The sequence below is a fragment of the Streptomyces sp. NPDC030840 genome, from assembly GCF_055572015.1.
Genome location: NZ_JBVIEE010000007.1, coordinates 87,947 through 113,016 on the forward strand (window position 1 = coordinate 87,947; position 25,070 = coordinate 113,016).

General features: G+C 69.9%; 19 protein-coding genes and 1 pseudogene. 8 read left to right on the forward strand and 12 right to left on the reverse strand.

The genetic code is table 11. The annotated features are described in order from the left end of the window. Positions 1 to 12: 12 nt before the first annotated feature. Positions 13 to 558: a hypothetical protein gene (locus ACZ49J_RS17505; RefSeq protein WP_467448968.1), complete on the reverse strand. Its 546-nt coding sequence runs from the start codon at positions 556 to 558 to the stop codon at positions 13 to 15. Between the two features lie 125 nt (positions 559 to 683). Further along, complete coding sequence (locus tag ACZ49J_RS17510; protein ID WP_467448969.1) at positions 684 to 2,630, reverse strand: acyl-CoA dehydrogenase family protein; 1,947 nt, start codon at positions 2,628 to 2,630, stop codon at positions 684 to 686. Positions 2,631 to 3,054: 424 nt separating this feature from the next. Between ACZ49J_RS17510 and ACZ49J_RS17515 the strand changes: the two genes are divergently transcribed. The 3 genes from ACZ49J_RS17515 to ACZ49J_RS17525 all read left to right on the forward strand — a co-directional run bounded on the left by ACZ49J_RS17515 (position 3,055) and on the right by ACZ49J_RS17525 (position 7,584). After that, positions 3,055 to 4,068 (forward strand): LacI family DNA-binding transcriptional regulator, encoded by a 1,014-nt coding sequence (locus tag ACZ49J_RS17515; protein WP_467448970.1) that lies wholly within the window; start codon positions 3,055 to 3,057, stop codon positions 4,066 to 4,068. Positions 4,069 to 4,240: 172 nt separating this feature from the next. Next, positions 4,241 to 6,283: a glycoside hydrolase family 31 protein gene (locus ACZ49J_RS17520; RefSeq protein ID WP_467448971.1), complete on the forward strand. Its 2,043-nt coding sequence runs from the start codon at positions 4,241 to 4,243 to the stop codon at positions 6,281 to 6,283. Positions 6,284 to 6,396: 113 nt separating this feature from the next. After that, positions 6,397 to 7,584, forward strand: a complete 1,188-nt coding sequence (locus ACZ49J_RS17525) for a sulfotransferase family protein (RefSeq protein WP_467448972.1) — start codon at positions 6,397 to 6,399, stop codon at positions 7,582 to 7,584. 336 nt (positions 7,585 to 7,920) lie between these two features. On the opposite strand, the gene ACZ49J_RS17530 is transcribed toward ACZ49J_RS17525, so the two are convergent. From ACZ49J_RS17530 to ACZ49J_RS17545, 4 genes are read right to left on the reverse strand one after another with little or no spacing between them, the layout of a single operon-like run. Beyond that, complete coding sequence (locus ACZ49J_RS17530) at positions 7,921 to 9,267, reverse strand: ABC transporter permease (RefSeq protein ID WP_467448973.1); 1,347 nt, start codon at positions 9,265 to 9,267, stop codon at positions 7,921 to 7,923. Then, a complete protein-coding gene (locus tag ACZ49J_RS17535) occupies positions 9,264 to 9,989 on the reverse strand; it encodes an ABC transporter ATP-binding protein (protein ID WP_467448974.1) in 726 nt (241 codons plus the stop codon). The genes ACZ49J_RS17530 and ACZ49J_RS17535 overlap by 4 nt, the downstream gene beginning before the upstream one ends. After that, entirely contained in the window at positions 9,986 to 11,419 is a 1,434-nt protein-coding gene (locus ACZ49J_RS17540; RefSeq protein WP_467448975.1) for a peptidoglycan-binding protein, read from the reverse strand. The genes ACZ49J_RS17535 and ACZ49J_RS17540 overlap by 4 nt, the downstream gene beginning before the upstream one ends. Beyond that, the gene (locus tag ACZ49J_RS17545) at positions 11,416 to 12,348 is read right to left on the reverse strand and encodes a hypothetical protein (RefSeq protein WP_467448976.1); all 933 of its coding nucleotides are present in this window, start codon (positions 12,346 to 12,348) and stop codon (positions 11,416 to 11,418) included. Before ACZ49J_RS17545 ends, ACZ49J_RS17540 begins: the two co-directional genes overlap by 4 nt. A gap of 395 nt (positions 12,349 to 12,743) precedes the next feature. Here ACZ49J_RS17545 and ACZ49J_RS17550 point away from each other — a divergent pair, with 395 nt between their 5' ends. The 5 genes and pseudogenes from ACZ49J_RS17550 to ACZ49J_RS17570 form a co-directional block, all read left to right on the forward strand. Further along, on the forward strand, positions 12,744 to 13,253 hold the full coding sequence (locus ACZ49J_RS17550) for a SigE family RNA polymerase sigma factor (RefSeq protein ID WP_467449316.1): 510 nt from the start codon (positions 12,744 to 12,746) through the stop codon (positions 13,251 to 13,253). A 203-nt stretch (positions 13,254 to 13,456) separates the two neighbouring features. Beyond that, positions 13,457 to 13,975, forward strand: a complete 519-nt coding sequence (locus ACZ49J_RS17555) for a SigE family RNA polymerase sigma factor (RefSeq protein WP_467449317.1) — start codon at positions 13,457 to 13,459, stop codon at positions 13,973 to 13,975. Beyond that, a complete protein-coding gene (locus ACZ49J_RS17560; protein WP_467448978.1) occupies positions 13,962 to 14,684 on the forward strand; it encodes a hypothetical protein in 723 nt (240 codons plus the stop codon). The genes ACZ49J_RS17555 and ACZ49J_RS17560 overlap by 14 nt, the downstream gene beginning before the upstream one ends. 96 nt (positions 14,685 to 14,780) lie before the next feature. Continuing rightward, a complete protein-coding gene (locus ACZ49J_RS17565; RefSeq protein WP_467448979.1) occupies positions 14,781 to 15,560 on the forward strand; it encodes a DUF1963 domain-containing protein in 780 nt (259 codons plus the stop codon). Positions 15,561 to 15,608: 48 nt separating this feature from the next. Beyond that, positions 15,609 to 15,904, forward strand: a pseudogene (locus ACZ49J_RS17570) (exonuclease/endonuclease/phosphatase family protein); the annotation flags it as partial. A 58-nt stretch (positions 15,905 to 15,962) separates the two neighbouring features. Here ACZ49J_RS17570 and ACZ49J_RS17575 read toward each other — a convergent pair. The 6 genes from ACZ49J_RS17575 to ACZ49J_RS17600 all read right to left on the reverse strand — a co-directional run bounded on the left by ACZ49J_RS17575 (position 15,963) and on the right by ACZ49J_RS17600 (position 24,899). After that, complete coding sequence (locus tag ACZ49J_RS17575) at positions 15,963 to 16,676, reverse strand: glycoside hydrolase family 12 protein (protein WP_467448982.1); 714 nt, start codon at positions 16,674 to 16,676, stop codon at positions 15,963 to 15,965. A 172-nt stretch (positions 16,677 to 16,848) separates the two neighbouring features. After that, a complete protein-coding gene (locus ACZ49J_RS17580) occupies positions 16,849 to 18,816 on the reverse strand; it encodes a beta-galactosidase (protein WP_467448983.1) in 1,968 nt (655 codons plus the stop codon). Next, positions 18,816 to 21,032, reverse strand: coding sequence for a 1,4-beta-glucanase (locus ACZ49J_RS17585; RefSeq protein ID WP_467448985.1), 2,217 nt, complete (start codon positions 21,030 to 21,032; stop codon positions 18,816 to 18,818). The genes ACZ49J_RS17580 and ACZ49J_RS17585 overlap by 1 nt, the downstream gene beginning before the upstream one ends. Positions 21,033 to 21,187: 155 nt before the next feature. Continuing rightward, entirely contained in the window at positions 21,188 to 22,141 is a 954-nt protein-coding gene (locus tag ACZ49J_RS17590) for a carbohydrate ABC transporter permease (RefSeq protein WP_467448987.1), read from the reverse strand. After that, on the reverse strand, positions 22,138 to 23,190 hold the full coding sequence (locus ACZ49J_RS17595) for an ABC transporter permease (RefSeq protein ID WP_467448989.1): 1,053 nt from the start codon (positions 23,188 to 23,190) through the stop codon (positions 22,138 to 22,140). Before ACZ49J_RS17595 ends, ACZ49J_RS17590 begins: the two co-directional genes overlap by 4 nt. Positions 23,191 to 23,216: 26 nt before the next feature. After that, positions 23,217 to 24,899, reverse strand: coding sequence for an extracellular solute-binding protein (locus ACZ49J_RS17600; protein ID WP_467448992.1), 1,683 nt, complete (start codon positions 24,897 to 24,899; stop codon positions 23,217 to 23,219). Positions 24,900 to 25,070: the final 171 nt, after the last annotated feature.

Genomic DNA, 25,070 nt, shown 5'->3' on the forward strand with positions numbered 1-25,070 from the left:
TTCCGGCCCGGTTCACACTTTCCGGGCAGGCGAAATACCGGTCTCCATTTCTTCGGTGTCCATGACGTCTTCTTCGGTGTCCATGACGTCCAGAAGCATCCGGATCCAGCGGTTCGCCCGCCGGAGGATGTCGACGCCCTGCTGGTTGGCGGTGATCACCTCGCGCAGCACGGGGTCCTTGACCATGTCGAGGGCGCTGCGGAAGAGCTGGGGGACCACCGGCCGCTCGCCGGGGCGCCCGGCGTCCAGCAGGGCGTCCACGTCGCGGGGGTCGAGCCTGCGTACGCGCACGGCGTCGAAGCCGGTCACGGGTGGCCTCGGCTCGGCGTCGACGACGGCCAGCGCGCACTCGTTGAGCAGGACGGCGAGGGCGTCCCGGTGTGTCTCGAAGGCGCCGGGATCCGCCAGGCGCAGCTTCTCGGCGAGCGGGAGCACTTCGTCGCGCACCGCCCGCAGTGCCCGCACACGGTCCGCCTCCAGGAGGTGACGCCAGACCTCATGCCGTGCGTACACCAGCTGGACCGATATTCCGTGGCTGTCCCCGATTCCATGGCGCATCTGTCGTCCCCGTTCGCCCTTCTGCCCATTGTTGACGCGGAATTTTCGAGCGGCAAGCAGCAGAAGGGCGGCGGGGACGACAGTGCCTTTCCGTGAAGAATGTCAACGGTCGAAACAGCCGGTCCTCAGCGGATGGGGCGGTGGACGTTCTCCTTCCGGCTCGGGCCGGGTGTCGCGTCGGCGATCCACGGGCCCTCGCCGGACGGGTCGATCACGCCCTGCTCCAGCCACTCGTACGTGCCCGACATGACGCCCTTGACGACCTTGCGGTCGACGTCGTCGGTGTTGGTCCACAGACGGGTGAAGAGTTCGTCGACGCGGATGCGGGCCTGGCGGCAGAAGGCGTCGGCGAGCTGGTAGGCCTCGCGGCCGTGGTCGCCGGTGGTGCGCAGGTGCTCGGCGCGTACGCAGGCCGCGCTCATCGCGAACAGTTCGGCGCCGATGTCGACGATCCGCCCGAGGAAGCCCTGCTTGGTCTCCATCCGGCCCTGCCAGCGGGACATGGCGTAGAAGGTGGAGCGGGCCAGCTTGCGGGCGTTGCGCTCGACGTAGCGGAGGTGGCCGGAGAGGTCGAGGTGGCCCTCGGGGTGGAAGTCCCCGTACGAGCGGGGGAGCTGCCCGGCGCCCGCGACCAGCTTGGGCAGCCACTTGGCGTAGAACACGCCGGCGTTCGCGCCCGCCCTCGCCTTGTCGGAGAGGGACTTCTCCGGGTCGATGAGGTCGCCGGCCACGGACAGGTGGGCGTCGACGGCCTCGCGTGCGATCAGCAGGTGCATGATCTCGGTGGAACCCTCGAAGATGCGGTTGATGCGCAGGTCGCGCAGCATCTGCTCGGCGGGGACGCCGCGTTCGCCGCGGGCCGTCAGCGACTCGGCGGTCTCGAAGCCGCGGCCGCCGCGGATCTGTACCAGTTCGTCGGCCATCAGCCAGCTCATCTCGGAGCCGTACAGCTTGGCGAGGGCGGCCTCGATGCGGATGTCGTTGCGGTCCTCGTCGGCCATCTGCGAGGACAGGTCGACCACGGCCTCCAGCGCGAAGGTGGTGGCGGCGATGAAGGCGATCTTCGAGCCGACCGCCTCGTGCAGTGCGACGGGCTTGCCCCACTGCTCGCGCGCCGCTGACCACTCGCGGGCGATCTTCAGGCACCACTTGCCGGCGCCGACGCACATCGCGGGCAGGGAGAGCCGGCCGGTGTTCAGGGTGGTGAGGGCGATCTTGAGGCCGGCGCCCTCGGGTCCGATGCGGTTCGCGGCGGGTACGCGGACCTGGTGGAAGCGTGTCACGCCGTTCTCGAGGCCGCGCAGGCCCATGAAGGCGTTGCGGTTCTCGACGGTGATGCCCTCGGACGCGGCCTCGACGACGAAGGCGGTGATGCCGCCCTTGTGGCCGTCGGACTTCGGTACGCGGGCCATGACGACGAGGAGGTCGGCGACCACGCCGTTGGTGGTCCACAGCTTCACCCCGTCGAGGACGTAGTCGTCCCCGTCCGGTACGGCGGTCGTGGCGAGGCGGGCCGGGTCCGAGCCCACGTCCGGCTCGGTCAGCAGGAAGGCGGAGATGTCGGTGCGGGCGCAGCGCGGCAGGAAGGTGTCCTTCTGCTCCTGGGTACCGAACAGTTTCAGCGGCTGCGGTACACCGATCGACTGGTGCGCGGAGAGCAGGGCGCCGACCGCGGGGCTGGCGGACCCGACGAGGGCGAGGGCCTTGTTGTAGTACACCTGGGTGAGGCCGAGGCCGCCGTACTTGGTGTCGATCTTCATGCCGAGGGCGCCGAGCTCCTTGAGCCCGTCGATCACCGCGTCGGGGATCCGGGCGTCGCGCTCGATGACGGACCCGTCGATCTTCGTCTCGCAGAAGTCGCGCAGCTTGGCCAGGAACTCCTCGCCGCGCTGCGCGTCCTCGTCGGGTGGCATCGGGTGCGGGTGGATCAGGTCGAGGCGGAAGCGGCCGAGGAAGAGTTCCTTGGCGAAGCTGGGCTTGCGCCAGTCCTGCTCACGGGCGGCTTCCGCCACTTGGCGGGCCTCGCGCTCGGTCACAGCGGGACGGGAAGAGGGTGCGGGTGCTGCGGTCATGAGGCTCACCTCGCCGCGAATAGGGATCATGGGCCCGGTTCGTTACTGACCGGTTCTACTCGACCGTAATACCCGATTCCGGGCACCCTCACCAGTCCTCGCGCGGCGATCGGCCCAACGCTCATCACCCGGCCCCTAAGCTGAAGTCCCGGCGCCTTCCGACCGCGGGGGCGCGCCCCGGAAGGGGCGCGGGCCTGTGACATGTGCGGCTCCGCCGCGCGGGCGGACAAGCCACAACGAACACGCACGCGCCAAATCCCCCGCCCCCCACCCCCTTTGGCACCCACCCGCACCCGACGGAGTCGAAGCGCTTCGACAACCTATGGACACCCACCGAGCGGCGAGCTACTGTCGAGCCACCCTCACTAGCCTTGTCCTCAGAAACGCGCCGTCGAAGCGCTTCACAGAACGCTTGGAGAGCTGGATGGTCACCCTCGCCGAGGTCGCCCAGCACGCCGGAGTCTCGGCGAGCACGGTGAGCTATGTCCTCAGCGGCAAGCGGTCCATCTCCGCCGGCACCCGGCAGCGGGTCGAGCGGAGCATCCAGGAGCTCGGCTACCACCCGAACGCGGGGGCCCGGGCCCTGGCGAGCAGCAGGTCCAACATCATCGCGCTGATGGTCCCGCTCCGTACGGACATGTACGTGCCGGTGATGATGGAGATCGCCATAGCGGTGGCGACCACGGCCCGCACCCACGGATACGACGTGCTGCTGCTCACCGGCGAGGAGGGCCCCGACGCGGTCCGGCGCGTCACGGGCAGCGGCCTCGCCGACGCGATGATCCTGATGGACGTGGAGCTCGACGACGAGCGGCTGCCGTTGCTGCGGCAGTCGGACCAGCCGTCGGTGCTCATCGGGCTGCCCGCCGACACGACCGGGCTGACCTGCGTCGACCTCGACTTCGCCGCGACGGGCGCCCTGTGTGTCGAGCACCTGGCCATGCTCGGCCACCGGGACATCGCCGTCATCGGCGAGGCGCCCGCCGTCTACGAGCGGCACACCGGTTTCGCCGAGCGCACACTCGACGGGCTCAGGACCCGCTCGCAGGAGCTGGGGCTGCGCATGCTGCACCGGCCGTGCGAGGGCGGCTACGACGTGATGGCCGTGACCCTCGCCCGGATCTTCGACGAGCGCCCGAGCACCACGGGCTTCGTCGTGCAGAACGAGTCCGCGGTCGCGCCTCTGCTCGCGCTGCTGCGCCAGCAGGGGCGCGCCGTGCCGGAGGACGTGTCCGTGATCGCCGTCTGCCCCGACCAGGTCGCCACCCAGGCGTCCGTGCGGCTCACCTCGGTCGCCATCCCGGCGCAGGAGATGGGCCGGCGCGCGGTGGAGCACCTGGTGGCCAAGCTGGACGGGCGCGGGGCGGACGAAGTCGTGCTGCTCGCACCGGAGTTGACGGTGCGGGCGAGCACGGGCCCGGTCCCGTCGGCCGGCTGACCGCACCGATTCCTGTTCGACCAGAACGCTCGATCAGCGCTTCCCGTTCCACCAGTACCGTCCGATCAGCGCTTCCCGTCCCACCAGTACCGCCCGATCAGCGTGTTCCCGTTCGCCTGCCGCGCCTCTCGCCCGGCACCCCCCTGTCTGCAGTCCTCCAGGAGCACCCGCCGTGAACCAGCCTGCCCAGAACCAGCCCCAGGTCAGCCTCGCGCAGTCCTCCCCCACCGTCGGCACGTTCCGCGAGCGGGACGGCGCCCTGGAGTGGAGCGGGCGCCAGGAGACCGTCCTCGTCGAACCCTGGGGCCCCGACGCGGTCCGGGTCCGGGCCCGGCTCGGCGGCCCGGTCCTCGACGGGCTGCCGGGCGCGCTGCTCGACGACCCGCCCGCCACCGAGAGCACGGTCAAGACCGAGGACGGGCACGGGCAGCTGACCGTCGGCGCGCTGACCGTCGAGGTCAGCTCCGAGGGACAGCTCCGCTTCGTGCGCACCGACAACGGCGCCGAGCTCCTCGCCGAACAGCGCGCCCACTTCTGGTGGCCCGGCCCGCGCCTCTACACCGCGGTCGGCAACGGCCACCACCGCCTGGAGCAGCGCTTCGCCGCGTACGACGACGAGAGGCTGTACGGCCTCGGCCAGCACCAGCACGGGCGCCTCGACCAGAAGGGCCTGGTCATCGACCTGGTCCAGCGCAACGCCGAGGTCGGCATCCCCGTGCTCACCTCCAGCCGCGGCTACACCCTGCTGTGGAACAATCCCGCGATCGGCCGCGTGGAACTCGCGGGCAACGGCACCCGCTGGGTGGCGGACTCGGCCCGGCAGATCGACTACTGGATCACGGCGGGCGACCCGGCCGACGCACAGCGCCGCTACAGCGCGGTGACGGGCCGTACGCCGATGCTGCCGGAGTGGGCGGCGGGCTTCTGGCAGTGCAAGCTGCGCTACCGCACCCAGGACGAACTCCTCGCCGTGGCACGGGAGTACAAGCGGCGGGGGCTCCCCGTCGACGCCATCGTGTGCGACTTCTTCCACTGGACGCACCTGGGCGAGTGGAAGTTCGACCCCGCCGAGTGGCCCGACCCCGCGGCCATGGTGCGCGAGCTGGACGAGCTCGGCATCAAGCTGGTCGTGTCGGTGTGGCCGTCGGTGTCGCCGCTGAGCGAGAACCACCCGGTCATGGAGCAGCGCGGCTACTTCGTCGGCACCCAGTACGGCCCGATGGCCCACGCCGACTGGCCCGACAAGGAGGTCGCCTCCACGGTCCAGGTCGCCTTCTACGACGCCACGAACCCCGAGGCCCGGGAGTTCGTGTGGTCGCGCGTGAAGGAGAACTACCTGGAGCCGTACGGCATCACCGCCTTCTGGCTGGACGCGGGCGAGCCGGAGATCAAGCCGGGCTTCCAGGAGAACCTGCGCTACTGGGCGGGTCCGGGCCTTGAGGTGGGCAACATGTACCCGCGGGAGAACGCCCGCACCTTCTACGAGGGCGTGCTCGCCACCGGGGAGAGCGAGGTCGTCACCCTCAACCGCTCGGCGTGGGCGGGCAGTCAGCGCTACGGCGCCGCCCTGTGGTCCGGCGACATCGGCACGGACTTCGCGACCCTGCGCGACCAGATCGCGGCCGGGCTCAACACCGCACTGTCCGGCATCCCGTGGTGGAACACCGACATCGGCGGCTTCCACGGCGGCGACCCGGACGACGAGGCCTACCGCGAGGTGATGGTCCGCTGGTTCCAGTTCGGCGCGCTGTCGCCGCTGATGCGCCTGCACGGCTTCCGCGACCCGGGCATGCCGCTCGGCCCCGAGATGACCGGCGGCCCGAACGAGGTCTGGTCGTACGGCGAGGAAGCCGGCGCGATCCTGGAGAAGTACCTGCGGCTGCGCGAGCGCCTGAAGCCGTACGTCCTCAAGGTCATGCGCGAGGCGCACGAGGAGGGCCTGCCGGTGATGCGCCCGCTGTTCCTGGAGTTCCCGGCGGACCCGGAGACGTGGTCGGTCGCCGACGCGTACCTCTTCGGCCCCGACCTGCTGGTCGCGCCGGTGCTGGAGGCGGGTGCGACGACCCGTACTGCATACCTGCCTGCGGGGGCGCGCTGGACCGACGCGTGGACCGGCCGGACGTACGAGGGCGGTGCGGCGGTGACCGTCGACGCGCCGCTGGACCGCATCCCGCTGTTCCTGCGGGACGGAGCGAGCCTCCCGGTCGCCGAGTAGCGGCGGCGGCCGGGAACCCACCCGCGCGGGGGCGGTGACCGCGGCAACTCCGCTGTCGGGGAAGCTTGTTCGGTGAGCGATTGGTCCGCCCCCGCGAAAGGAATCCTCGTCCCATGTCCTCCACTCCCCTCCCTCTGACGCTGGCCAACCTGTTACTGCGGCCGGCGCTCGGTTCCCGGCGCGACCCGGACCGGGTCTTCGACCGGATCGCCGGGAAGGCCGGGCAGACGGAGGGGGACGAGTGGTTCACCGACGGCTTCCGGCTCCTGCTGCGCGAGTGGGCGGCCGACGAGGGCATGTCGCCGGTCGGCTGGCAGTCCGCCCAGGCCCACGTGCGCCGGCATCTCACCAACTGGGCCCGGATCCGCCGGCTGATCGCCGAGCACCCCGCCATCGAGCGGGAGCCCGTCGAGAAGCCGGTGTTCGTGGTGGGTCTGCCGCGCACCGCCACCACGCTCACCCACAGCGTGCTGTCCCTCTCCGACGAGCACCGCTGCCCCCGGCTGTGGGAGCTGCTCGCCCCCGGTCTCGCCCCCTCGCCCCAGGAGCGGCAGAAGGCGATCAGGTCCGCGCGCCGGACGCTCGACGGAACGTATCTGCTCACCCCGCGCTTCCGCGAGATCCACCCCATGACCGCCGAGGGCCCCGAGGAGTGCACCTTCCTCCTGCCGCACGCCCTGGTGCCGCTGTCGCAGGCCAAGCTGCCGCAGTACCACGCCTGGCAGTTCGAGCGGGACTTCGTGCCCGACTACCGCCACCTCAAGCAGTGCCTCCAGGTGCTCCAGTACGGCCGCCCGCGCCGCCGCTGGATCCTGAAGTCCCCCATGCACACGGGGAACCTCGACGCCCTGCTGACCGTGTTCCCCGACGCCACGCTCGTGTGGACGCACCGCGACCCGGTCACCGCCGTCGCGTCGTTCTGCAGTCTGGTCGAGTGCGGTATGGCCGCCTCCCGGCGCGAGGTCGACCTGCCCGCCCTCGGCGCCACCTGGCTCGACCTGCTGAGCCGTTCCGTGCGGCGCGGGCTCGCGGCCCGGGCCGACGTGCCCCGCGAGGCGCTGGTGGACGTTCCGTACTCCTGGCTCGGCTCCGACCCGGCCACGGGCGCCCCGAAGCTCTACGAGGCCGTCGGCGCCCGCTGGACCGACGCCGACGCGGCCCGGCTGCCCGGGGTCGCCACCAGCCTGAAGGGCAGCCGCCCGCACCGCTACGACCTGGCCCGCTACGGACTGACCCGGGAGGAGGTCGAGTCGGCCTTCACCGACTACAACGCCTTGCGGGCCGAGGTCGACCGGCCCTGAGCCCCGACGGGTCCCGTCGGCGGAGGCCGGCTCCGCACACGCGGGGCCGGCCTCCGTGGGCCCGGGCGGCCTACTGGCCGACGACCCGGCCCAGTTCGATCCGGTCGATGTTCGGCGCCCAGGCGGTCGCGTTGCCGAACGTCACCTTGTCGGAGCCCTTCCTCCGGTCGACGGGGACACCCACGGTCCGGTCCGGGGTCGGTCCAGATCGTGCAGCGGCGGAGGCTCCCTGAAGGTGCCGCGTGAGGCGCGGTCTGCCCATGTGCCGACCAGGCCCTTCAGCGCCTGAGCCGTGGACTCTTGGGGCCCAGACACCGTGGGACTTCGAACCGGCGCTCAGGACGGGGCGCGCAACGCCTCGACGGGTTCCATTCGGGAAGCCCGTAGCGACGGGTACACCCCCGCCAGCAGTCCGACCAGTGCTCCGGCGACCGGCGCGCCGAGGGCGAGTCGGCCGTCCAGTACGGGAGTCCAGTCCTTGAGCGCCGATACGGACACCACGACGACCATGCCCAGGGCGGCGCCGATGACGCCGCCCAGCAGGCCGATCGTGGTCGACTCCATGAGGAACTGCCCGGCGATCTGCCGACGCGACGCGCCCAGGGCGCGCCGTAGCCCGATCTCCCCGACCCGTTCCATCACGGTCACCAGCGTGACGTTGGCGATACCGATGGCACCCACGATCAGCGACACCAGTCCGAGCACCAGGAACAGGCCGTTGACATCACCCTGAACGCCTTTGCGGGCCTTCGACAGATCGGGCGGCGCGAGCACGGTGAGCGCCTTCGCGTTGTTGGGCGAGAGAGCCATGGGTGACTGCCTGGCGACCTGCTGCGCGGCACCGAGTGAGGTGTTGATCAGGACACGGTTCACCAGATCCAGGCCGAGGCGGTCCTTCGCTGTTGTGGGAGGCAGGATCACCGAGGTGGAAAGGCGCTGTTCACGCTTGAATCCGCCGAGGATTCCGATCACGGTGAAGGAGTGTCCGTTGAAGAAGACCGCGGGCGCGTCCTCCACGCCTTTGATGCCGAGGACGCGAGCGGCCTGGTCTCCGAGTACCGCCACCCGGTCGTGCCGGTCGATGTCTCCGGTGTCGTAGAACCGGCCTGCGGTGACGTCGCCTCGCACCGCCGCGGGCAGGGACGACGAGGCGGCGACGACAGCCAGCGTCTGGCCGGAGACGCCACCGGGTGTGACCACATCGTTGGCGCGCACCTGCACGGCAGCCGTCTTGTCGGACTCTGCGAGCGCGGCGGACGACTCCACCCCGGCCAGCCGGTCCACGGCGTCGACACCCCGCCAGTCCACCAGCGGGACGGCGTCGGACGATGGGGGTGGAGGCGGCGCCACCACCGTGACCGAGGTGGCAGTGAGGGCGTCGAACCGGCCCACGATCTGGTTGGCGGCCGTCGACGCCACCCCGATCGTGATGACCAGCGTGCCGATGCCCAGCACCGTGCCCAGAGTAGTGAGTGCGGACCGGACCGGGCGGGCCAGTACACCCGACAGCGCCTCCGCCCCCAGGTCCCTGGGAGAGATCCAGGGACGCTCGGCTCCCTTGGTGCCCAGCCCCTCAGCAGAGCGTAGCCGTGGACGCCGACCGCGCTGTGGCCCGGTCAGCTGCTTCTGGCGGAATTCGGCCGGCCCCGGGTCCGGAGCAACGGTACGGTGACGGGTCTTCATACGGCCTCCTGGCTGAGCCGCCCGTCACTGATGCGTACGCGCCTGCTCGCACGCCTGCTGACCGCGTCGTCATGGGTGATCAGGACCAGCGTCATGCCCTGGGCGCAGAGCTGGTCGAAGAGCTCCAGGACCGAGAGGGTGTTCTCGCTGTCGAGGTTGCCGGTGGGTTCGTCACACAGCAGAAGAGCCGGTTCGCTCATCAGAGCCCGGGCGATGGCCACGCGCTGGCGTTCACCGCCGGACAGGCGATCGGGCTTGAAGCCGTGCCGGTGTGACAGCCCCACCCGGTCCAGGGCCGCTCTGGCCCGTTCGCCGCGGCTTCGACGCCCCCTGCCCGGGCGGGGCTTGCGGTAGATCTCCGCCAGCATGACGTTCTCTTCCACAGTCCGGTAGGGAAGCAGGTGGAAGGACTGGAAGACGAAGCCGATACGGCTTCCGCGCAGCGCGGTGCGCTGACGGTCGGGGAGGGTGCCGGTCTTCACTCCGTCGAGCCAGTAGTCGCCCGAGTTGGGCCTGTCCAGCAGCCCCAACGTGTTCAGCAGGGTGGACTTCCCGGAACCTGACGGCCCGACAATCGACAGGTGCTCCCCTCGCCGGACCGTCAGGTTCACCTCACGCAGTGCGTGCACGGGCGGATCCGAGTCGAAGGTGCGATTGACCCCGGTCAGCTTGATGACGTCGCCTTCTTCCGGCGTGTCACCGTGTGCGAGTGGTTCGGTCACAGGCCGACCACCACGAGGTCGCCCTCTTTGAGTGCGCTGCCCTCTGCCTTCACCGCGACGAGCCCGTCGGCGGAGATTCCGAGGTCGACATCGACACCCACCACCTGCTTGCCCCGCTGGACGCGCACGCGCGCCTGACCACCGACCGAGGTCTGGATCGCGGCGACAGGCACGGCCAGGACCTTGCCGTCCGAGTCGCCCACCTTGATGGTCACCGTCGCCGCGCCGCCCGCCCCGGCGTCTGCCAGCGGGCCGGGTTTCGGAATGGAGATCCTCAGTGGCACAGGCGCGGATGCCTCCCCACCGGAACCCTCGGCTGCCTCGGCCTCCCCACCGGTCCCGGCGTTCTCCGCGGAACCCTCCGGCCCTGCGCCCGAACCACCGATCTCGCTGAGGACACCCTTGGCTTCCTTGCCGTCCGGTGTTGTGACCTGCACCGTCATCCCCTTTCTCAGCGAACCGGCGTCCGTGCCGGGCACGACCGCCTCCACCACGACGTCGGAGCTCGTCACGGTGGCGACTTCCCCGTCCGGAGCGTTGCCGGCGCGCACCTTGGTCTTGTCGACCCGGACCGGAAGCTTCGGCAGGAAGATCACCTCTCCTGCCGGAACCTTGGTTCCGTAGGTGGACTTGAAGGCGCTCAGAGCGGAGTTCGCCAGCTCGAGCTGTTTCTTCGCCGACTTGATCTGCAAGGCCCGCGCCTCAGCCGACTCTGATCCGGACCCGCCGTCGCCCTGTGCTCCCTCGCCGGAGCCCTGGGCGGCGAGCAGCGCGAGCTGTGCGTCGGACACCGCGGACTCGAGTTGTCCCAGCTCCTGCCGGTCGGCGGTGCTGGGCTCCTGCGCCGCATACCCCCTGCTGCGGTACCAGCGGCTGACCGCGGACGCGGTGCCCTGTCCGTAGGTCCCTGTGACGCCGCCAGTGGTGAAGCCCAGCCTGTTCAGGGCGCTCTGCAGCTGTCTGACGTCGTCCCCCGACGAACCGGGGCCGATGGTCCGGTACATCGGTACCGATCCGCGCAGCACCATCACCGGCCTGCCGCTCACCTGCATGAGGACACCGCCCTCCTTGAGTTCGCTTCCGCGGGTGGGCACCTTGGTGACCCGCTGGACCGCGGCATCGCCCTCGCCGCCCTCCTCGGAGGCGCCGACGGTGCCGGCCAGGGTGAGACTCATCGGAGAGCCGTACTCCAGGCTTCCCTGGGCCACCACAGTGGCGATCAGCGCCCGCTGCTCCACGGGGACGGTCACCGGACCCGCCTCGGGCGGCTGGTGCGCGGCCGCGGCGTCTGCGGGCGACTCCATCCGGGTGCCGGCGAGCCAGCCGCCCGCCCCGACCAGGGCGACCACGCCGACGATCACGCCCAGTCGCTTCGTAGGACTGCTCTGGCGCTTCGTACGACTGCTCTGGCGCTTCGTGTCGCGCTTCACCCGTTGTTCCCGACGAAGGGGTTCTTCTTGTACTTGGGCCAGTACGCGGCCCTGAAGTCCTTGCCGCACTCGAGGTCCTTCAGTGCGAGGTCGATCTCGCGGGTGAGCTTCGGCATCGCCTCTTCCTTGCCCAGCGGCTGGGCGTCCGGCGGAATCTCGGCGCTCACCTGGAACTTCACCGTGTCGCCGATGCTGGTTGGCTGAGTCGTGCTGACCGTGATGCCGGCCTTGCGCAGACAGGAGGCGTACTCCTGGGCGAGGGAGACGAGTTGCTGGTCACCGTTGAGAGCCTGCCCAGCCTGCCTGTCGCGCTCTGCCCGCTTCGCGTTCTCCCGCTCCTGCTCCGCCGCCGACTTGGCCGGGCCATACACCTTCAGGAAGGCTTCCGCGCTGCAGCTGCCCTTGGCGGGACCCTCGTACCTGCCGTTGTCCTGGGCTGCACCCGGCGCCCCCAACGCCTTGTCGTACTCCCCCTGCTGGGCTGTGGGCAGGGAATCGCGGTAGGAGGCATTGGGGTCCTTGTTCTCGGCGGGGCCGGGTGCCGCCGGATCGTTGGGGTAGACGGCGCTCGAGTAGATACCGAATCCGTACTTCTGCCGGTACTTCTTCGCCAGTGCGTAGTCCGCCCCGTCGATCGACGAGCTCGCCTCGTTCTGCGTGGAGCCGGGATCCGGCGTGTAGGTGAACCCCCGCTTCTTCATGCAGGCGGCTATGGCGTTCTCGGTGAGGTAGTGGTTCTTCGTGTCCGGGTCGGCGTCCTCAGGGATGGTCAGCGCCCCGGCCGGCGCGGCCGACGGGCCGCCTCCGCTCTGGGCGTTCCCTTCGTCGCTTGCGGCGGAAGGGGATGTGTCGGAGTCGCTCTGGCTGCATGCCGGCAGGGACAGCATGCTCGCTGCCGCGAGCACCATCCAGATAGTGCGGAACCGCAAGGTGATCACTTGTCCTTCGGTGGGGAGCTGTCGTGCGGTGGTTCGACGCTGCCGGGCCGGGAGACCGGTACTTCCGGTCACCCGTCGCGTGGGTCGTCTGCGCTCGGTCGGGTGCCGCCCGAATCGCACAGGCGGTGCCCGACTGTCGCTGCCCGCATCCGGGGGCCGGAGGGGTTCTCGCGTCGGGCTTGTGTTGTCGACGCCGTAACGCCACCGCGCCATGGAAAAGGCACTGGCCGTGCTCGTTCCCTGCACGTTCCTCATGTGATGCGCGCCACAGTTCGCGCGGTCCAGGCGGCCGTACCCCGTCCCCACCCGGTTACAAGGCTGTGGACACGCGGCGAGGGCCGCACCCCCGACCGGCGAAGCACAGTGGAAGGGCGCAGCGCATGCAGATGAGAAGTGCACCGGAACGAGCGTTTGACGATTTCGTGAAGGCCCGCCGGTCGGCGCTCCTGGGCTACGCGGGCTCGTTGGCGGGCGGGGACCGTCACGCGGCCGAGGATCTGCTGCAGGAAGCACTCGTCAAGCTGTGGCTGGCCTGGCCGCGACTCGGAGACGGAGCGCCGGAGGCTTACGCCCGGCGGATACTGATGCGTTCGGCCGCACGAGCGGCCAAGCGATGCTGGCGGGGCGAGCGGCCTACGGAGAAACTGCCGGATCTCGCGGCGACGGCCGACGCGGCCGTCTTGGTGGAAGACCGCGTTCGGCTGGAAGCCGCCCTGGTCCACCTACCGCTGCGGCAACGGACAGCCGTGGTGCTACGGCACTACTGCGACCTGTCGGAAGGCCAGGTCGCCGAAAACCTGAACTGCGCCCGGGGGACCGTATCGTCGCTCGTCTCGCGGGGCGTGGCGACATTGCGGTCACTGATCGCCCCCACCGTGGCGAGCGTGCAGGCGTGAGGAGCGAACTGACCGGCACCGCCATCCTCCGCAGACCGAAAGCGCTCGGCGCAGGCGGAGCAGGACGAGTCGCAGTGTGGCTGGCGCAAGGCGCCCAGGCACTTGCCCACGCCGAGGCGACCGGCTCGCCTCTCCCACCGGCCGACCGCGTCAAGGCTCAACGAGGGAGGCAGGCGCGTGACGGTGACGGGACGTCAGTGGCGGTGAGGGATTCGCCGTCGGACTTCGAGGAGTTCGTGACCGCACGCGGTCCACGGCTGCTTCGCGCGGCGTGGCTGCTGACCGGCGATGCCCACCTGGCGGAGGACCTGGTGCAGACGGTACTGGCCAAGATGTGGCCCAAATGGCCCCGGATCGCTGAGGACAACCCGGAGGCGTACGCCCGCAAGGCCTTGGTCAACACCTTCTCGTCGTGGTGGCAGCGACGCTGGCGCGGCGAGGTTCCGCACGGGGAACTGCCCGAGTCCGCCGCCTCGGACGTGTTCGCGGACGTCGACCTGCAGCATTCGCTCGCTGCTGCGGTTCGTGCGCTGCCGACCCGGCAGCGCGCGGTGGTCGTTCTGCGCTACTTCGAGGACCTGAGCATCGAGGAGACGGCCAGGATGCTGGGTTGCCGACCGGGCACGGTCAAGAGCCAGGCCACCAAGGCACTGCATGCGCTGCGCGGCGTGCCGGCCTTGAACACTCACGGGGAGGACGGTGAGCAGGGTGCACAACACTGACGGGAAGGACTCGCAGGAGCAGCAGTTGCGCGAACTCCTCGAACGCACCGTGCCGCTTCTGCAGGCACCGCCAGACCGTATGCGCCAGGTCCGCCGGCGGGTGGTGGCGCGCAGCCGGCGTCGTAAGGCGGTCGGGGCAACCGTGACCGGTGTGACGGCGATTGCCTTGCTCTACGGCGCCCTCAGCTCACAGCTGTTCGGGGGGCACACGTCTCCCCCGACTCAAGTCGCCTCCCCCTCTTCCGAGGAGCGCCGGATCAACCTCTCGGACGGAACACTCGGCCTCGCCCTGCCCCACGACTGGTATGTGCGTGACCAGGCGGACCGGCGGAGTACGCCCACTGTCTTCGTCGCCAACCGGCCCTTGGGGGCGACGAAGTCCTGCCCGCCGACGACTGTTGGTGAGTATGACTGCGCACCCCTGTCCACTCTCGCGGAAGGAGAGGCGCTGATCTCCTTCCGGCAGACGGAACGTCCAAAAGCCATAGACTCGGGGACGAAAGTCGAGCCCAGCCCGTACTCCAGCCCCGGCGAGGGCTGCCGGTCACTGGGAGGGGATCAGGAGCTGGTCCGACGGGGATGGACGTCGCATTCTGACGAGGCGTCATTCCCTGTCGACGCCCATGTCTGCCTCAAAGGTGCCTCGGCCGCGACACTCACCGATGTCGCAGGGATACTCGACACCGCGACCCTTGATCCGAAACGGTAGGTGTTCTGGGTCGTTGATCACTGTGTTGAACGTAACGAGCTGTGCGTGATCGCTGGGGACGGCGTGCTTGTCAGTGGCTGTGGCACGATCGCGGGCATGACGTCGATCGACGAGTGGCTCGTCCACGAGGCGGCCAGCAAGCACGGCATTCCCGGCCCTGTGGCTCAGGAGCTGATTGCCCGGTGCAGGCCGTGTCTCTACCTGGTGCGGTACGAGGAAGTTCCGCCGTCCCGGCGGGAGAACTGCCGGCCGGCCGCACGCACGGGCGGGCTTCCCTCGTTGCCGGACGGGGTGGGCTGGCCCGAGGGGAAAAAGCCGCTCGTGCTGACCGTCGACTGCGCGGCCCTGCCCCGCGACGTCCTGGACATCGAACTGCCCGTCGACGGGCACCTGTTGTTCTTCACAGATATCGAGTACCCGCCGGAGTCGTCCGTGGTGCTCCACGTCCCTGCCGGAGCACGGACCACGGAGCACGCCGCCACGTACGAACTCTACGGGGAGGCCATGCAGGTCAGGGTCTACGAACCGTGCGCCCTGTATCCAGTGGTCGGACTCACACTCGACAGCGACTGGCACGAGGCCCCGGAGACCCGCGCCTTCTTGGACGGCGATGGAGACGAGGACATGCTGAAGCGTTTCGAGGAAGCCGTCCTTGACATGGCCTCCGGCGGTACCCGCCCCGGCGTCTGCGTCCAGATCGGCGGGTTCTCCAACCCTTGGGACATGGCGCCGGACGAGGGTGACCTCGTACTCTTCGCGCAAATGGCCGGGCAGGCGATCGACTACGAGGTGCCCACCCTGAACCTGATCGTGGGCTCTCGGGAGGACATCGCCGCCCGACGATACGCCAACCTCCGGTACGAGCAGCAGACCTGAGCCGGGCCCCTCGTGGGCGAGCGCCGGCTCGTCCGGGCACGCGGTTCAGTGATCGGATCGAACACCTGGGGCGGCGGCTCCATCCGGATGGTGACGTGGGTGGGCTTCCGTGATCCGGCCGACGGCGACCGGCAGTTCTACGTGTGTTGGACACGGCGGCCCAGCGCGGCGAGCTCTACGCGACCTTCCACGGCTACCGGCCGCTGACACCCGGCGGTGACCGCATCGACTGGATCCTCGGCACGCCGGGCGTCACCGTGCACGACGCCTTGATCTACACCTTCTCGCTGAACGGGCGGTTCCCCAGCGATCACCTGCCCGTGCAGGCCTCGCTGACGCTGGGTTCGTGGGCCCGGGCCCGGCGCCGCGTGGGGGACACGGCGCCGGTCCGGGACCGCGGGATCAGCTGCCGCTGACGGTCAGGTTGTTGGTCCGGAAGTCCAGGCCGCCGGACGAGGACGTGATCTCGAAGCCGAACTGGACGTCGCCGATGGTCTCGTTGCCCATCCAGCCCTTGGTGTCCTTGATCCACTTGAGGATCGGCAGGATGTTGACGGTGCCGGAGCTGGAGTCCGAGGTACGCAGGAACGAGAACACCTCGTTGGCGCCGTTGTTGCCCTTGTACACGTTCCAGGTGTGGCCGCCGAGGGTGACCGAGCCCTGCGAGGTGCCGAGCGGGCCGACGGCTCCGTTGTAGTTGACCCACAGCATGATCTCGTAGTCGTAGTCCGTGTCCCAGATGTCGTACGACGTGTTGTACGCGCCCGAGGACGGGACCGTGACGTTGTAGTTGCTGCTGAGCGACGTGAGCGAGGTGATCGACTTGTTGATCACCTTCTTGGAGTTGGGGTAGGACTTGATGCCACCGGTGTTGGGGTGGTTGGCCCAGACGCCCCAGTTGGTGCCGGAGTTCGCCCAGACGCACTGGCTGCCGGCGCCGGAGCCCCAGATGTTGTTGTAGAGCGTGTAGCCGTTCAGGCTCGTGTTGCCCCACTGGTCGCAGGAGTTCCAGACGGCGGCCGAGGCGGGGGCGGAGGCGAGACCGACGGTCGCGCCGAGGGCCATCGCCGGGGCCAGCACCGCCATGGTGACCCTGCGCAGTGTTCTCTTTGCCATGGTGTCCCTTTCCATGGGTGGGGGGAATCGCGGGGGGAGTTACCACGCCCTCACGGTGAGGAGGTGGTGTCCTCCGGCGACGGGGTCGAGTCGCCCGGCGCCGGAGGAGGTTGGGAGTTCGACGCGGTGGGTGCGGGTGGGGCCCAGCACCGCGTGTGGCGTGTCGGCGCGTTCACGGCCTCAGCACCGCCACGCCGTACCGGCCGAGGACCAGCGAGCCGGTGACCGTCGTCCCCGACAGCAGGTCGCGATGGGTTCCCGGCACGTCGACCGTGACCGGGTCGCGCCCGTGGTTGAGCACGAAGAGCACCTCGCCGCGGCGGACGGCCTCCACCTGGTCGGGCAGCCCGTCGAGCACGGGCCGTACGCCCGCGCCGTCCGCCACGCCCGCCAGCAGGTCACGCAGCGCGGCGGGTTCGGGCAGCGTGGACACGTACCAGGCGCGGCCCTTGCGCAGCACGGCCGGCAGACCGTCCAGGTCGCCGCCCTTGTAGCGGGAGACCACGTCCGCGTCCGCCGCTTCGAGTTCCTCGGACCACAGGGTGCCGCGGAAGCCGTCGCACTCGGCGTGCTCCCCCGCGTCGAGCGGCCACCACTCGTGCAGTGTGCGGATGCCGAACAGCTCCCGCAGCCGCGCGTCCATGCCGCCGGGCCGTACGCGGTCGTCCTCGTCGGCGACGCCGGTCAGGAAGCCGCAGACCAGGGTGCCGCCGCCGCGTACGTACCTGAGGAGGTTCTCGATCGCCGCGTCGGTGAGCAGGTACAACTGCGGTACGACGACGAGCCTGTACGCGGACAGGTCGTGCTCGGGGTGGGCGAACGCGGTGGTGAGGTGGGCCTCCCAGAGGGCGCGGTGCCAGGACCGCAGAACCTGCGGGTAGTCGACCTCGGAGGAGAGCCGGCCGTCCTGGGCGCCGGCCCACCAGGAGTTCCAGTCGTGCAGGAGGGCGATGTCCGCGGTGATGTGGGCGCCCGTCACCTCCGCGCCGACCCTGGCGAGTTCGGCGCCGAGCCGCTTGACCTCCTGGAACGTACGGCCCTCCTCCCCCGCGTGGCTGACCATGCCGGAGTGGAACTTCTCGGCGCCCTGGCGGGACTGGCGCCACTGGAAGTAGCAGACGGCGTCGGCGCCGCGGGCCACGGCCTGGAGGGACCAGAGGCGGTTGAGGCCGGGCGGCTTGGGGTGGTTGACGCCGCGCCAGTTGACGGGTCCGGCGGCCTGTTCCATCAGCATCCAGGGGCCGCCGCCCGCCTGGGAGCGGGTCATGTCCTGGACCAGGGCGCCGTTCTGCGCGCCGAACGGGTCGCGCGGGTCAGCGTAGATGTCGACGGAGACGACATCCTCCTCCTCGGCCCAGCGCCAGGCGTCCTGGCCGAACCACAGCGGCATAAAGTTGGTGGTGACCGGGAGGTGCGGGGTGTGGCGGCGGACGATGTCCCGCTCGGCGGCGTAGCACTCCAGGAGCATGTCGGAGGTGAAGCGCCGGAAGTCCAGGACCTGGGTGGGGTTCTTCAGATAGTGCGGCAGGCGCGGGGGGAGGATGCCGTCCCAGCTGTCGTAGCCCTGGCTCCAGAAGGCGGTGCCCCAGGCGGTGTTGAGGGCGTCGAGCGTGCCGTACTTCTCGCGGAGCCAGCGGCGGAACGCCGCCGCCGCCTCGTCCCCGTGGTCGAAGGTGCAGTACTCGTTGTTGATGTGCCACATCGTGAGGGCGGGGTGGCCGCCGTAGCGGGCGGCCAGGTCCTCGGTGATGGCGGCGGCGTAGCGCCGGTAGGTGGCGCTGGAGTGCGAGAAGTGCTGACGGCCGCCCCACCACTCGGTGCGGCCGTCCTCGGTGACGGGCAGGGTGTCGGGGTGCAGCCGGCCCATCCACGGCGGGGGCGAGGAGGTGGGAGTGGCGAGGACGACGCCGATGCCGTTCGCGTGCATCAGGTCCATCAGCGTGTCCAGCCACCCGAACTCCCGTGCGCCGGGGCGGGGTTCCAGCTTCGACCAGGAGAAGACGCCGAGGGTGACGGAGTTGACGCCGGCGTCCTTCATGAGGCGGACGTCGTCGTGCCAGGTCTCCTCGGGCCACTGCTCGGGGTTGTAGTCGCCGCCGAAGAGGATCCGGCCGCGGGTCGCGGCACCGAGGTCCGGCATCAGACGGGCTCCCCGTACTGGATGCCGCGCCCGTTGGTGGCGACGTAGACCCGGCCGTGGACGCGCGGGTCGCCGGTGATCGTCTCGCCGGTCCAGCCCCACTGGTGCTGGTCGTCGTTGATCCGCACCCAGGTCTTCGCCTCGTCGTCGGAGCGGTACACGGCCGTGATCGTCCCGGTGGAGCCGACCATGTAGATGGCCGGGTAGCCTGCGCCCTCGGCGGCCTTGCCGAAGCCGAGGGTGTACGCGGCCCAGCAGCTGGTGACCTTGGTGAAGCTAGCTCCGCCGTCGGTGGACCGGTACAGCCCGTTCCACTTCACGCTCAGCCACAGGTCGCCGGAGCGTCCCGGTGCCGCGACGAGCTCGAACTGCGCGTCGCCGGAGGGCAGTCCGGTCGCCCGCGCGGTGAAGGAGCGGCCGCCGTCCGTGCTGGCGTGGAGCGTTCCCGTGTCGGTGTCGTAGGCGTAGAAGCGTGCCGGGTCGGCCGGGTCTGCGACCGGTGTGGCGCCCTTGGGGAAGGAGGAGACCTCGGACCAGGTGGCGCCGTTGTCCGCCGAGCGGTGGGCCGGGTACTTGGTGCCGTCCCAGTGCACGAAGGCCCACAGCAGCACGGTGCCGTCGGCGTTGGTGGCGATCGGCCCCGGGGCGTCCTTGGCGATGGCGGGCTGCGACGCGAAGGGCGCCCAGGTCCGTCCGCCGTCGTTCGAGTAGGCGCCGTTGCCGTGGTCGCCGAAGCCCGTCCGGACGACGTACGACGGCTTGTCCGCGGCCTGCGCGAGTCCCGTCGCCGTCCCGAACACGGGGTTCGAGGCCATGCCGCGCGACGGTGAGGCCGTGAGCCGCTCGTGGTACATCACGCCGATGTCCCCGAGTCCGCTGAGCAGGTGCGCCTTGCCGGTCGGGGGCGAGATCAGCTGGCGCACGGACGTCTCCTCAAGGCCGCGGATCTCCGGGGCCCAGTGCCTGAGGTCGCGGGTGCCGTAGAGGGTCGCGCCCGTGCCGTAGACGACGTGCCGGGAGTCGAACGGGTCGAGCGCGAGCGCCTGGATCCACCAGCCGAACTTGGGCTTGTCCTCGCCCCACGTGAGGTACGGGGTCTCGGAGACGTCGAAGACGGCCGTGTCCTTCAGGGAGGTCCAGGTGCGGCCGCCGTCGGTGGAGCGGAAGACGGTGTCGATCGCGGCCCAGCGGTTGTTGGTGGAGACGACGACGGTGCCGGGGCGACGGGCGTCGACGGCGACCCCGCCGTAGGCGAAACTGTCGGCAGAGCCGTCGTCCGTGGTCCCGCCCGGCTTCACCGGCGTGACCTCGGCCCACGTGCCGTCCGTGGTGCGCAGCTTGTGCACGCTGCCGGTCGACTGCCCGTTGGGGCCGGGCGCGTCGGCGTACGTCACGTACAGCTCGCGGGTGTGCCGGTCGTACGCGGCGCGGATCGGGACCTTGGCGGCGGTGCCGGTGGGCCGGCCGGGGACGGCCTCCCAGGTGGTGCCGTCGGCGGTGCGGTAGAGGTTCGGGGTGGTGCCGTCGGAGTCGCCCCAGCCGGCGTGGACGGTGCGGCCGGCGGCGACGAGGAGGGTGATGCCCTGGCCGGTGGCCTTGGGGGTGGCGGGGAAGCTCACCGCCTGCCAGGTGGCGCCGCGGTCGGTCGACTTCAGGAGACCGTCGTGCCGGGTGCCCAGCCACAGGGTGTCGCTGTCGCGCGGGTCGACGAGCAGCCGCTCGCCCGTCCCCCGGCCGTCCTCGTTGGCGCCCAGCTTCACGCTGAGGTCGGTGCGCTTCCAGGTGGCGCCGCGGTCCTCGGACCGCAGCACGGCGCCGTTGCCCGCCCATGACTGGGAGTAGGTGCCGAGGGCGAGGTAGAGCCGGTTCGGGTGGGCCGGGTCGACGGCCATCGCCTCGACGCCGAGGAGGTTCCAGTCGTCCCAGCCGATGTGGTCGAGCAGCGGGATCCAGCGCGCGGCGCGGTGGTCCCAGCGGTAGGCGCCGCCGATGTCGGTACGGGCGTAGGCGAGGCCGCGGACCGAGGGGTGGAAGAGGACGCCGGTGACGAAGCCGGTGCCGCCGATTACTGCGTTGCGCCATCGGTACCGGGCGCCTGCGGCGGGCTGGGTTTCCGCCGCGTGGGCCAGGGAGCCCGGGGCAGGGAGGGCGGTGAGTGCGGCGGCGGCTGCGGTTCCTGCGAGTACGGTGCGTCTGCTGTGGTGGGGGGTGCGCATGACTTACCTCGTTCTCGGGTGCGGGGGCAGGCGTGGCCGCCCAAGAGCTCGGATGTGCGGTGCGTTGGCGGTTGCGGGTGATGTGGCTGGTCGCGCAGTTCCCCGCGCCCCTTTCGGGGCGCGGCCACGCCCGGAGGCACCCGGTGAAGGGGGCCTCAGCCCTTGACCGCGCCCGTGAGCATGCCCTTCTTGAAGTGCTTCTGGACGAAGGGCGACAGGACGGCGACCGGGAGCAGGGCCATCACCATGACCGCCATCTGGAGGGCGAGGGAGGAGAGCTGGCCGGTGTTGACCTGGGCGGACAGGCCCACCGGGCGTTCCTGCTTCTGGACCAGCTGGATCATGACGTTCTGCAGCGGCATCATGTCCTGGTCGGTGAGGTAGATCGACGCGTTGAACCAGGCGCTCCAGTAGCCCACCGCGTAGAAGAGGGCGATCACCGCGAGGACCGCGCGCGAGAGCGGCATCACGATCTTCCACAGGATGCGCCAGTCGCCGGCGCCGTCGATGCGGGCGCTGTCGATGAGTTCCGGGGAAATGCCCATGAAGAACGAGCGCAGAACGAGGATGTTGAAGACGCTCACGGCGCTCGGGAGGATCAGCGCGAGGTAGGTGTCGGTGAGACCGAGGGCCTGCACCAGCAGGTAGGTAGGGATCAGGCCCGCGCCGAAGAACATGGTCGCGAGCAGCGTCATCAGGATCCAGCGGTGTCCGAGTGAGCCGGTGCGGGACAGACCGTACGCGCACAGCACCGACACGGTCATGCTGAACAGCGTGCCGACGACCGTCACGCCGACGCTGACCAGGGCGGCGCGCTGGACCTGGCCGCCGCTGAGGAGTTCCTGGTAGGCGACGAACGTGATGCCCTTGGGGATCACCACCAGACCACCGGCCTCGTCGATGGTCTTCTTCGACTGGAGGCTGGTGACGACGATGATCCACAGAGGGAAGAGGATCGCCAGGCAGGCGAGGGAGAGGACCAGGCCCTTGCTCGCCAGGCCGGCCTTGGACGGCTCCTCCTCCCAGGCGGGACGGGGCGGGGCGGCCCAGGGACTCGGCTTCCTGGCGGCCGGTTGCTCGCCGGCCGGCGTGTCGAGGACGGCGGTCACTTCTTGTACACCCCCTGCTCACCCATGAGATGGGCGACCTTGTTGGCGGTCAGGACCAGTGCCAGGCCGACCACGCCCTTGATGAGGCCCGCGGCGGCGGCGTAACTGAAGTCCTGGTTGCGGATGCCGTTCCACCACACATAGGTGTCGAGGACCTCGGAGGCGTCGACTCCCACGGCCTGCCGCTGGAGCAGCAGTTGCTCGAAGCCGACGGTGAGCGCGTCACCGACGCGCAGCACCAGCAGGAGGGCGATCACCGGCCGCAGCGCGGGCAACGTGATGTGCCACATGCGCCGCCACCGGCCCGCGCCGTCCATGGCGGCGGCCTCGTACAGGTCGTGGGAGACGGACGACAGCGCCGCGAGGAAGACGATGATGCCCCAGCCGGCGTCCTTCCAGATCATCTCGACCGTGACCAGGTACTTGAAGGTCTCCGGGTTGGTCATCAGGTTGATGCCCTCGTAGCCGTGCCGGCGGAGGGTCTGCGCGATGATGCCGGCGCCGCCGAAGATCTGCATGAAGACGGTGACGACGAGGACCCAGGAGAAGAAGTGCGGCAGGTACATGACCGCCTGGGCGATCGCCCGCACCCGCGGCCTGACCACGCTGTTGATGAGCAGCGCGAGCAGGATCGGCACCGGGAAGAACAGCACCAGCTGCAGGAAGAACAGCACGAAGGTGTTCTGCACCGCGTGCCAGAAGGCCGAGTCCGCGAAGATCCGCTCGAACTGCTGGAAGCCGACCCAGGGGCTCTGGAAGATGGCGACGAAGCCGTTCTCGCTGAGGTACGGGTCGTAGTCCTGGAAGGCGACCACATTGCCGAGGATCGGTATGTAGTTGAAGACCAGGAGCAGCAGCACCGTCGGCAGCGTCATCAGGAGCAGCGTGCGGTCCCGCTTGAATCTCAGCCGGAAGCTCAGCCTGCCCGGCCGTTTCCGGTCACCGGAGCGGGGTGCGGCCCCTGCCCGGGAGGCGTCGCCGGACGCCGCCGGGCTGTTCGCGGGGGTCTTCGCCTCGGCCGCACTCCGAGGCACCGTGCTGTGGGACACGGCCTTCTCCTTGCCTCAGTCCCGGGTCACTTGGCCGAACCGGTGTCGTCGAGCAGCTTCTTGTACCAGTCGCGCAGGTCGTCGCCGCCCTTGCTCTTCCAGTCGGACACGGCCTGCTGCATGTCGCTGATCTTCTTGCGGCCACGCACGACGTCGTCCTCCAGCTGCTCGAAGCTGTCGGCCAGGTTGGCCCAGCGGTTGGGCTCGGTGACGGTCAGCCCGAAGAAGGAGGTCTTTCTGGTGAAGGCACCCATGCGCTGCTGCCACTCGACCATGCCCCGGGTGACGTCGGGAAAGTCGGTGTAGGCGACGAACGGGGCGGGGTTGCCGGTGTAGTCGAAGGCGCCGTTGACCTCGTTGACGCCCTGGGTCGTCTTGACCGGCAGGCCCTTCTTCACCTCGTAGTCCGTGCCCTCGACGCCGTACATGGTCAGCATGAACTCCTTGGTGCCGAACGGCGCGGCACAGAAGTTGCAGACGGCGAGGAAGTCCTTGACCTGCTGCTTGGTGGCCTTCTTGCTGATGAAGGCGAAGATGTTGGCCGGCTGGACCGCCCACAACTGGGGGTCGCCGCCGTCGGGGCCGAAGTAGTCGAACGCGGCGATCTCGAACTCGGGGTTCTGGGCGTGCTGTTCGGACATCTTGCCCCACCAGTCGGAGATGTTGTTGTTGTAGACCAGCACCTCCCCGGCGGTGAGGCGGTTGCCCGCCATGCCGCCGGCCTTGCCGGAGACCGCGTCCGGGTGGACGACCTTGGCCGCGTAGAGCTTGCGCGTCCACTCGAGAGCTTCGAGATACTCCTCGGTCTCGATGCGGTTGACCAGCTTGCCGTCGACCATGTTCCACCACAGCGCCTTGTCGCTGCCCGGCGTGACGCCGAAGATGTTGAACGCCGACCACTTCATGTCGTCGCAGGCCCAGACCTTCGACTTGGCGTCGGTGGCCTCCTTCGCCCAGGACAGGAACTCGTCGGGGCTCTTCGGGACGCTGTAGCCCTTCTTGTCGAAGACGTCCTTGCGGTACAGGGGCGCGACGTCGATCACGTACGAGGCGGGCATCGGGATCGCGCGGAGCTGACCGCCGAAGATGCCGCGCTGCCAGGCCTCGGTGGGGACGGCGGCGAGGTTCGGGTAGTCCTTGACCTTGTCGCCGGACAGGTAGGGGCCGAGGTCTGCGAACTTGGCGTTGATGGCGCTGGGGATCTTGCCGTTGAGGTTCCAGCCGGGCACCACCACGACGTCGGGGATGTCGCTGGAGGCGAGAACCGCGCCGAGCTTCTCGTCGTAGGTGACGCCGTCCTGGTTCTGCCAGGTGACCTCGACGCCGATGGCCTTGTTCATGGCCTTGTAGTACGGGTTGTCGTTCTTCGGCGGGGTGCCCCAGAACGGGGACATGATCTTCAGCCTGCCGCCGCTGCCGAGCTTCTCCGTCACCGAGGTCTTCAGGTCGGCCGTGGGGATCGCCTTGGTGAAGCCCGCCGCCGAGCCGTTCTTCGCCGGGATGTCGGGTGCCACGACGGTCGAGGCCACGTACGCCGGGACGATCTTCGCGGCGTCCTTGCCCGAGGTGGTGCCGTCCTTGCTGCCCGGCTGCGAGCCGCCGCAGGCGGACAGCAGCGGCACGCCTCCGGCCACCGCGGCGGCGGCGACCGCCGTGGAGGCGAGGAAGTTTCTCCGGCTGGGGGCGGAGGTGGCGGAGTTCGGCGTCATTGCGTCAACCCTTCAGTGGCGCACACCAGGACACACGGCGGGAGCCGTCGGCTGCGGTGTCTTGAGTGGAACTGGCTGTGCTGAAGCAGGGACATCGGAGGGCTGTGAGCACGCGGGGCGTTCCCTCTGGAGTCGAAGCGCTTCGATGTTGCTGCGAGGTTAAGTGAACCC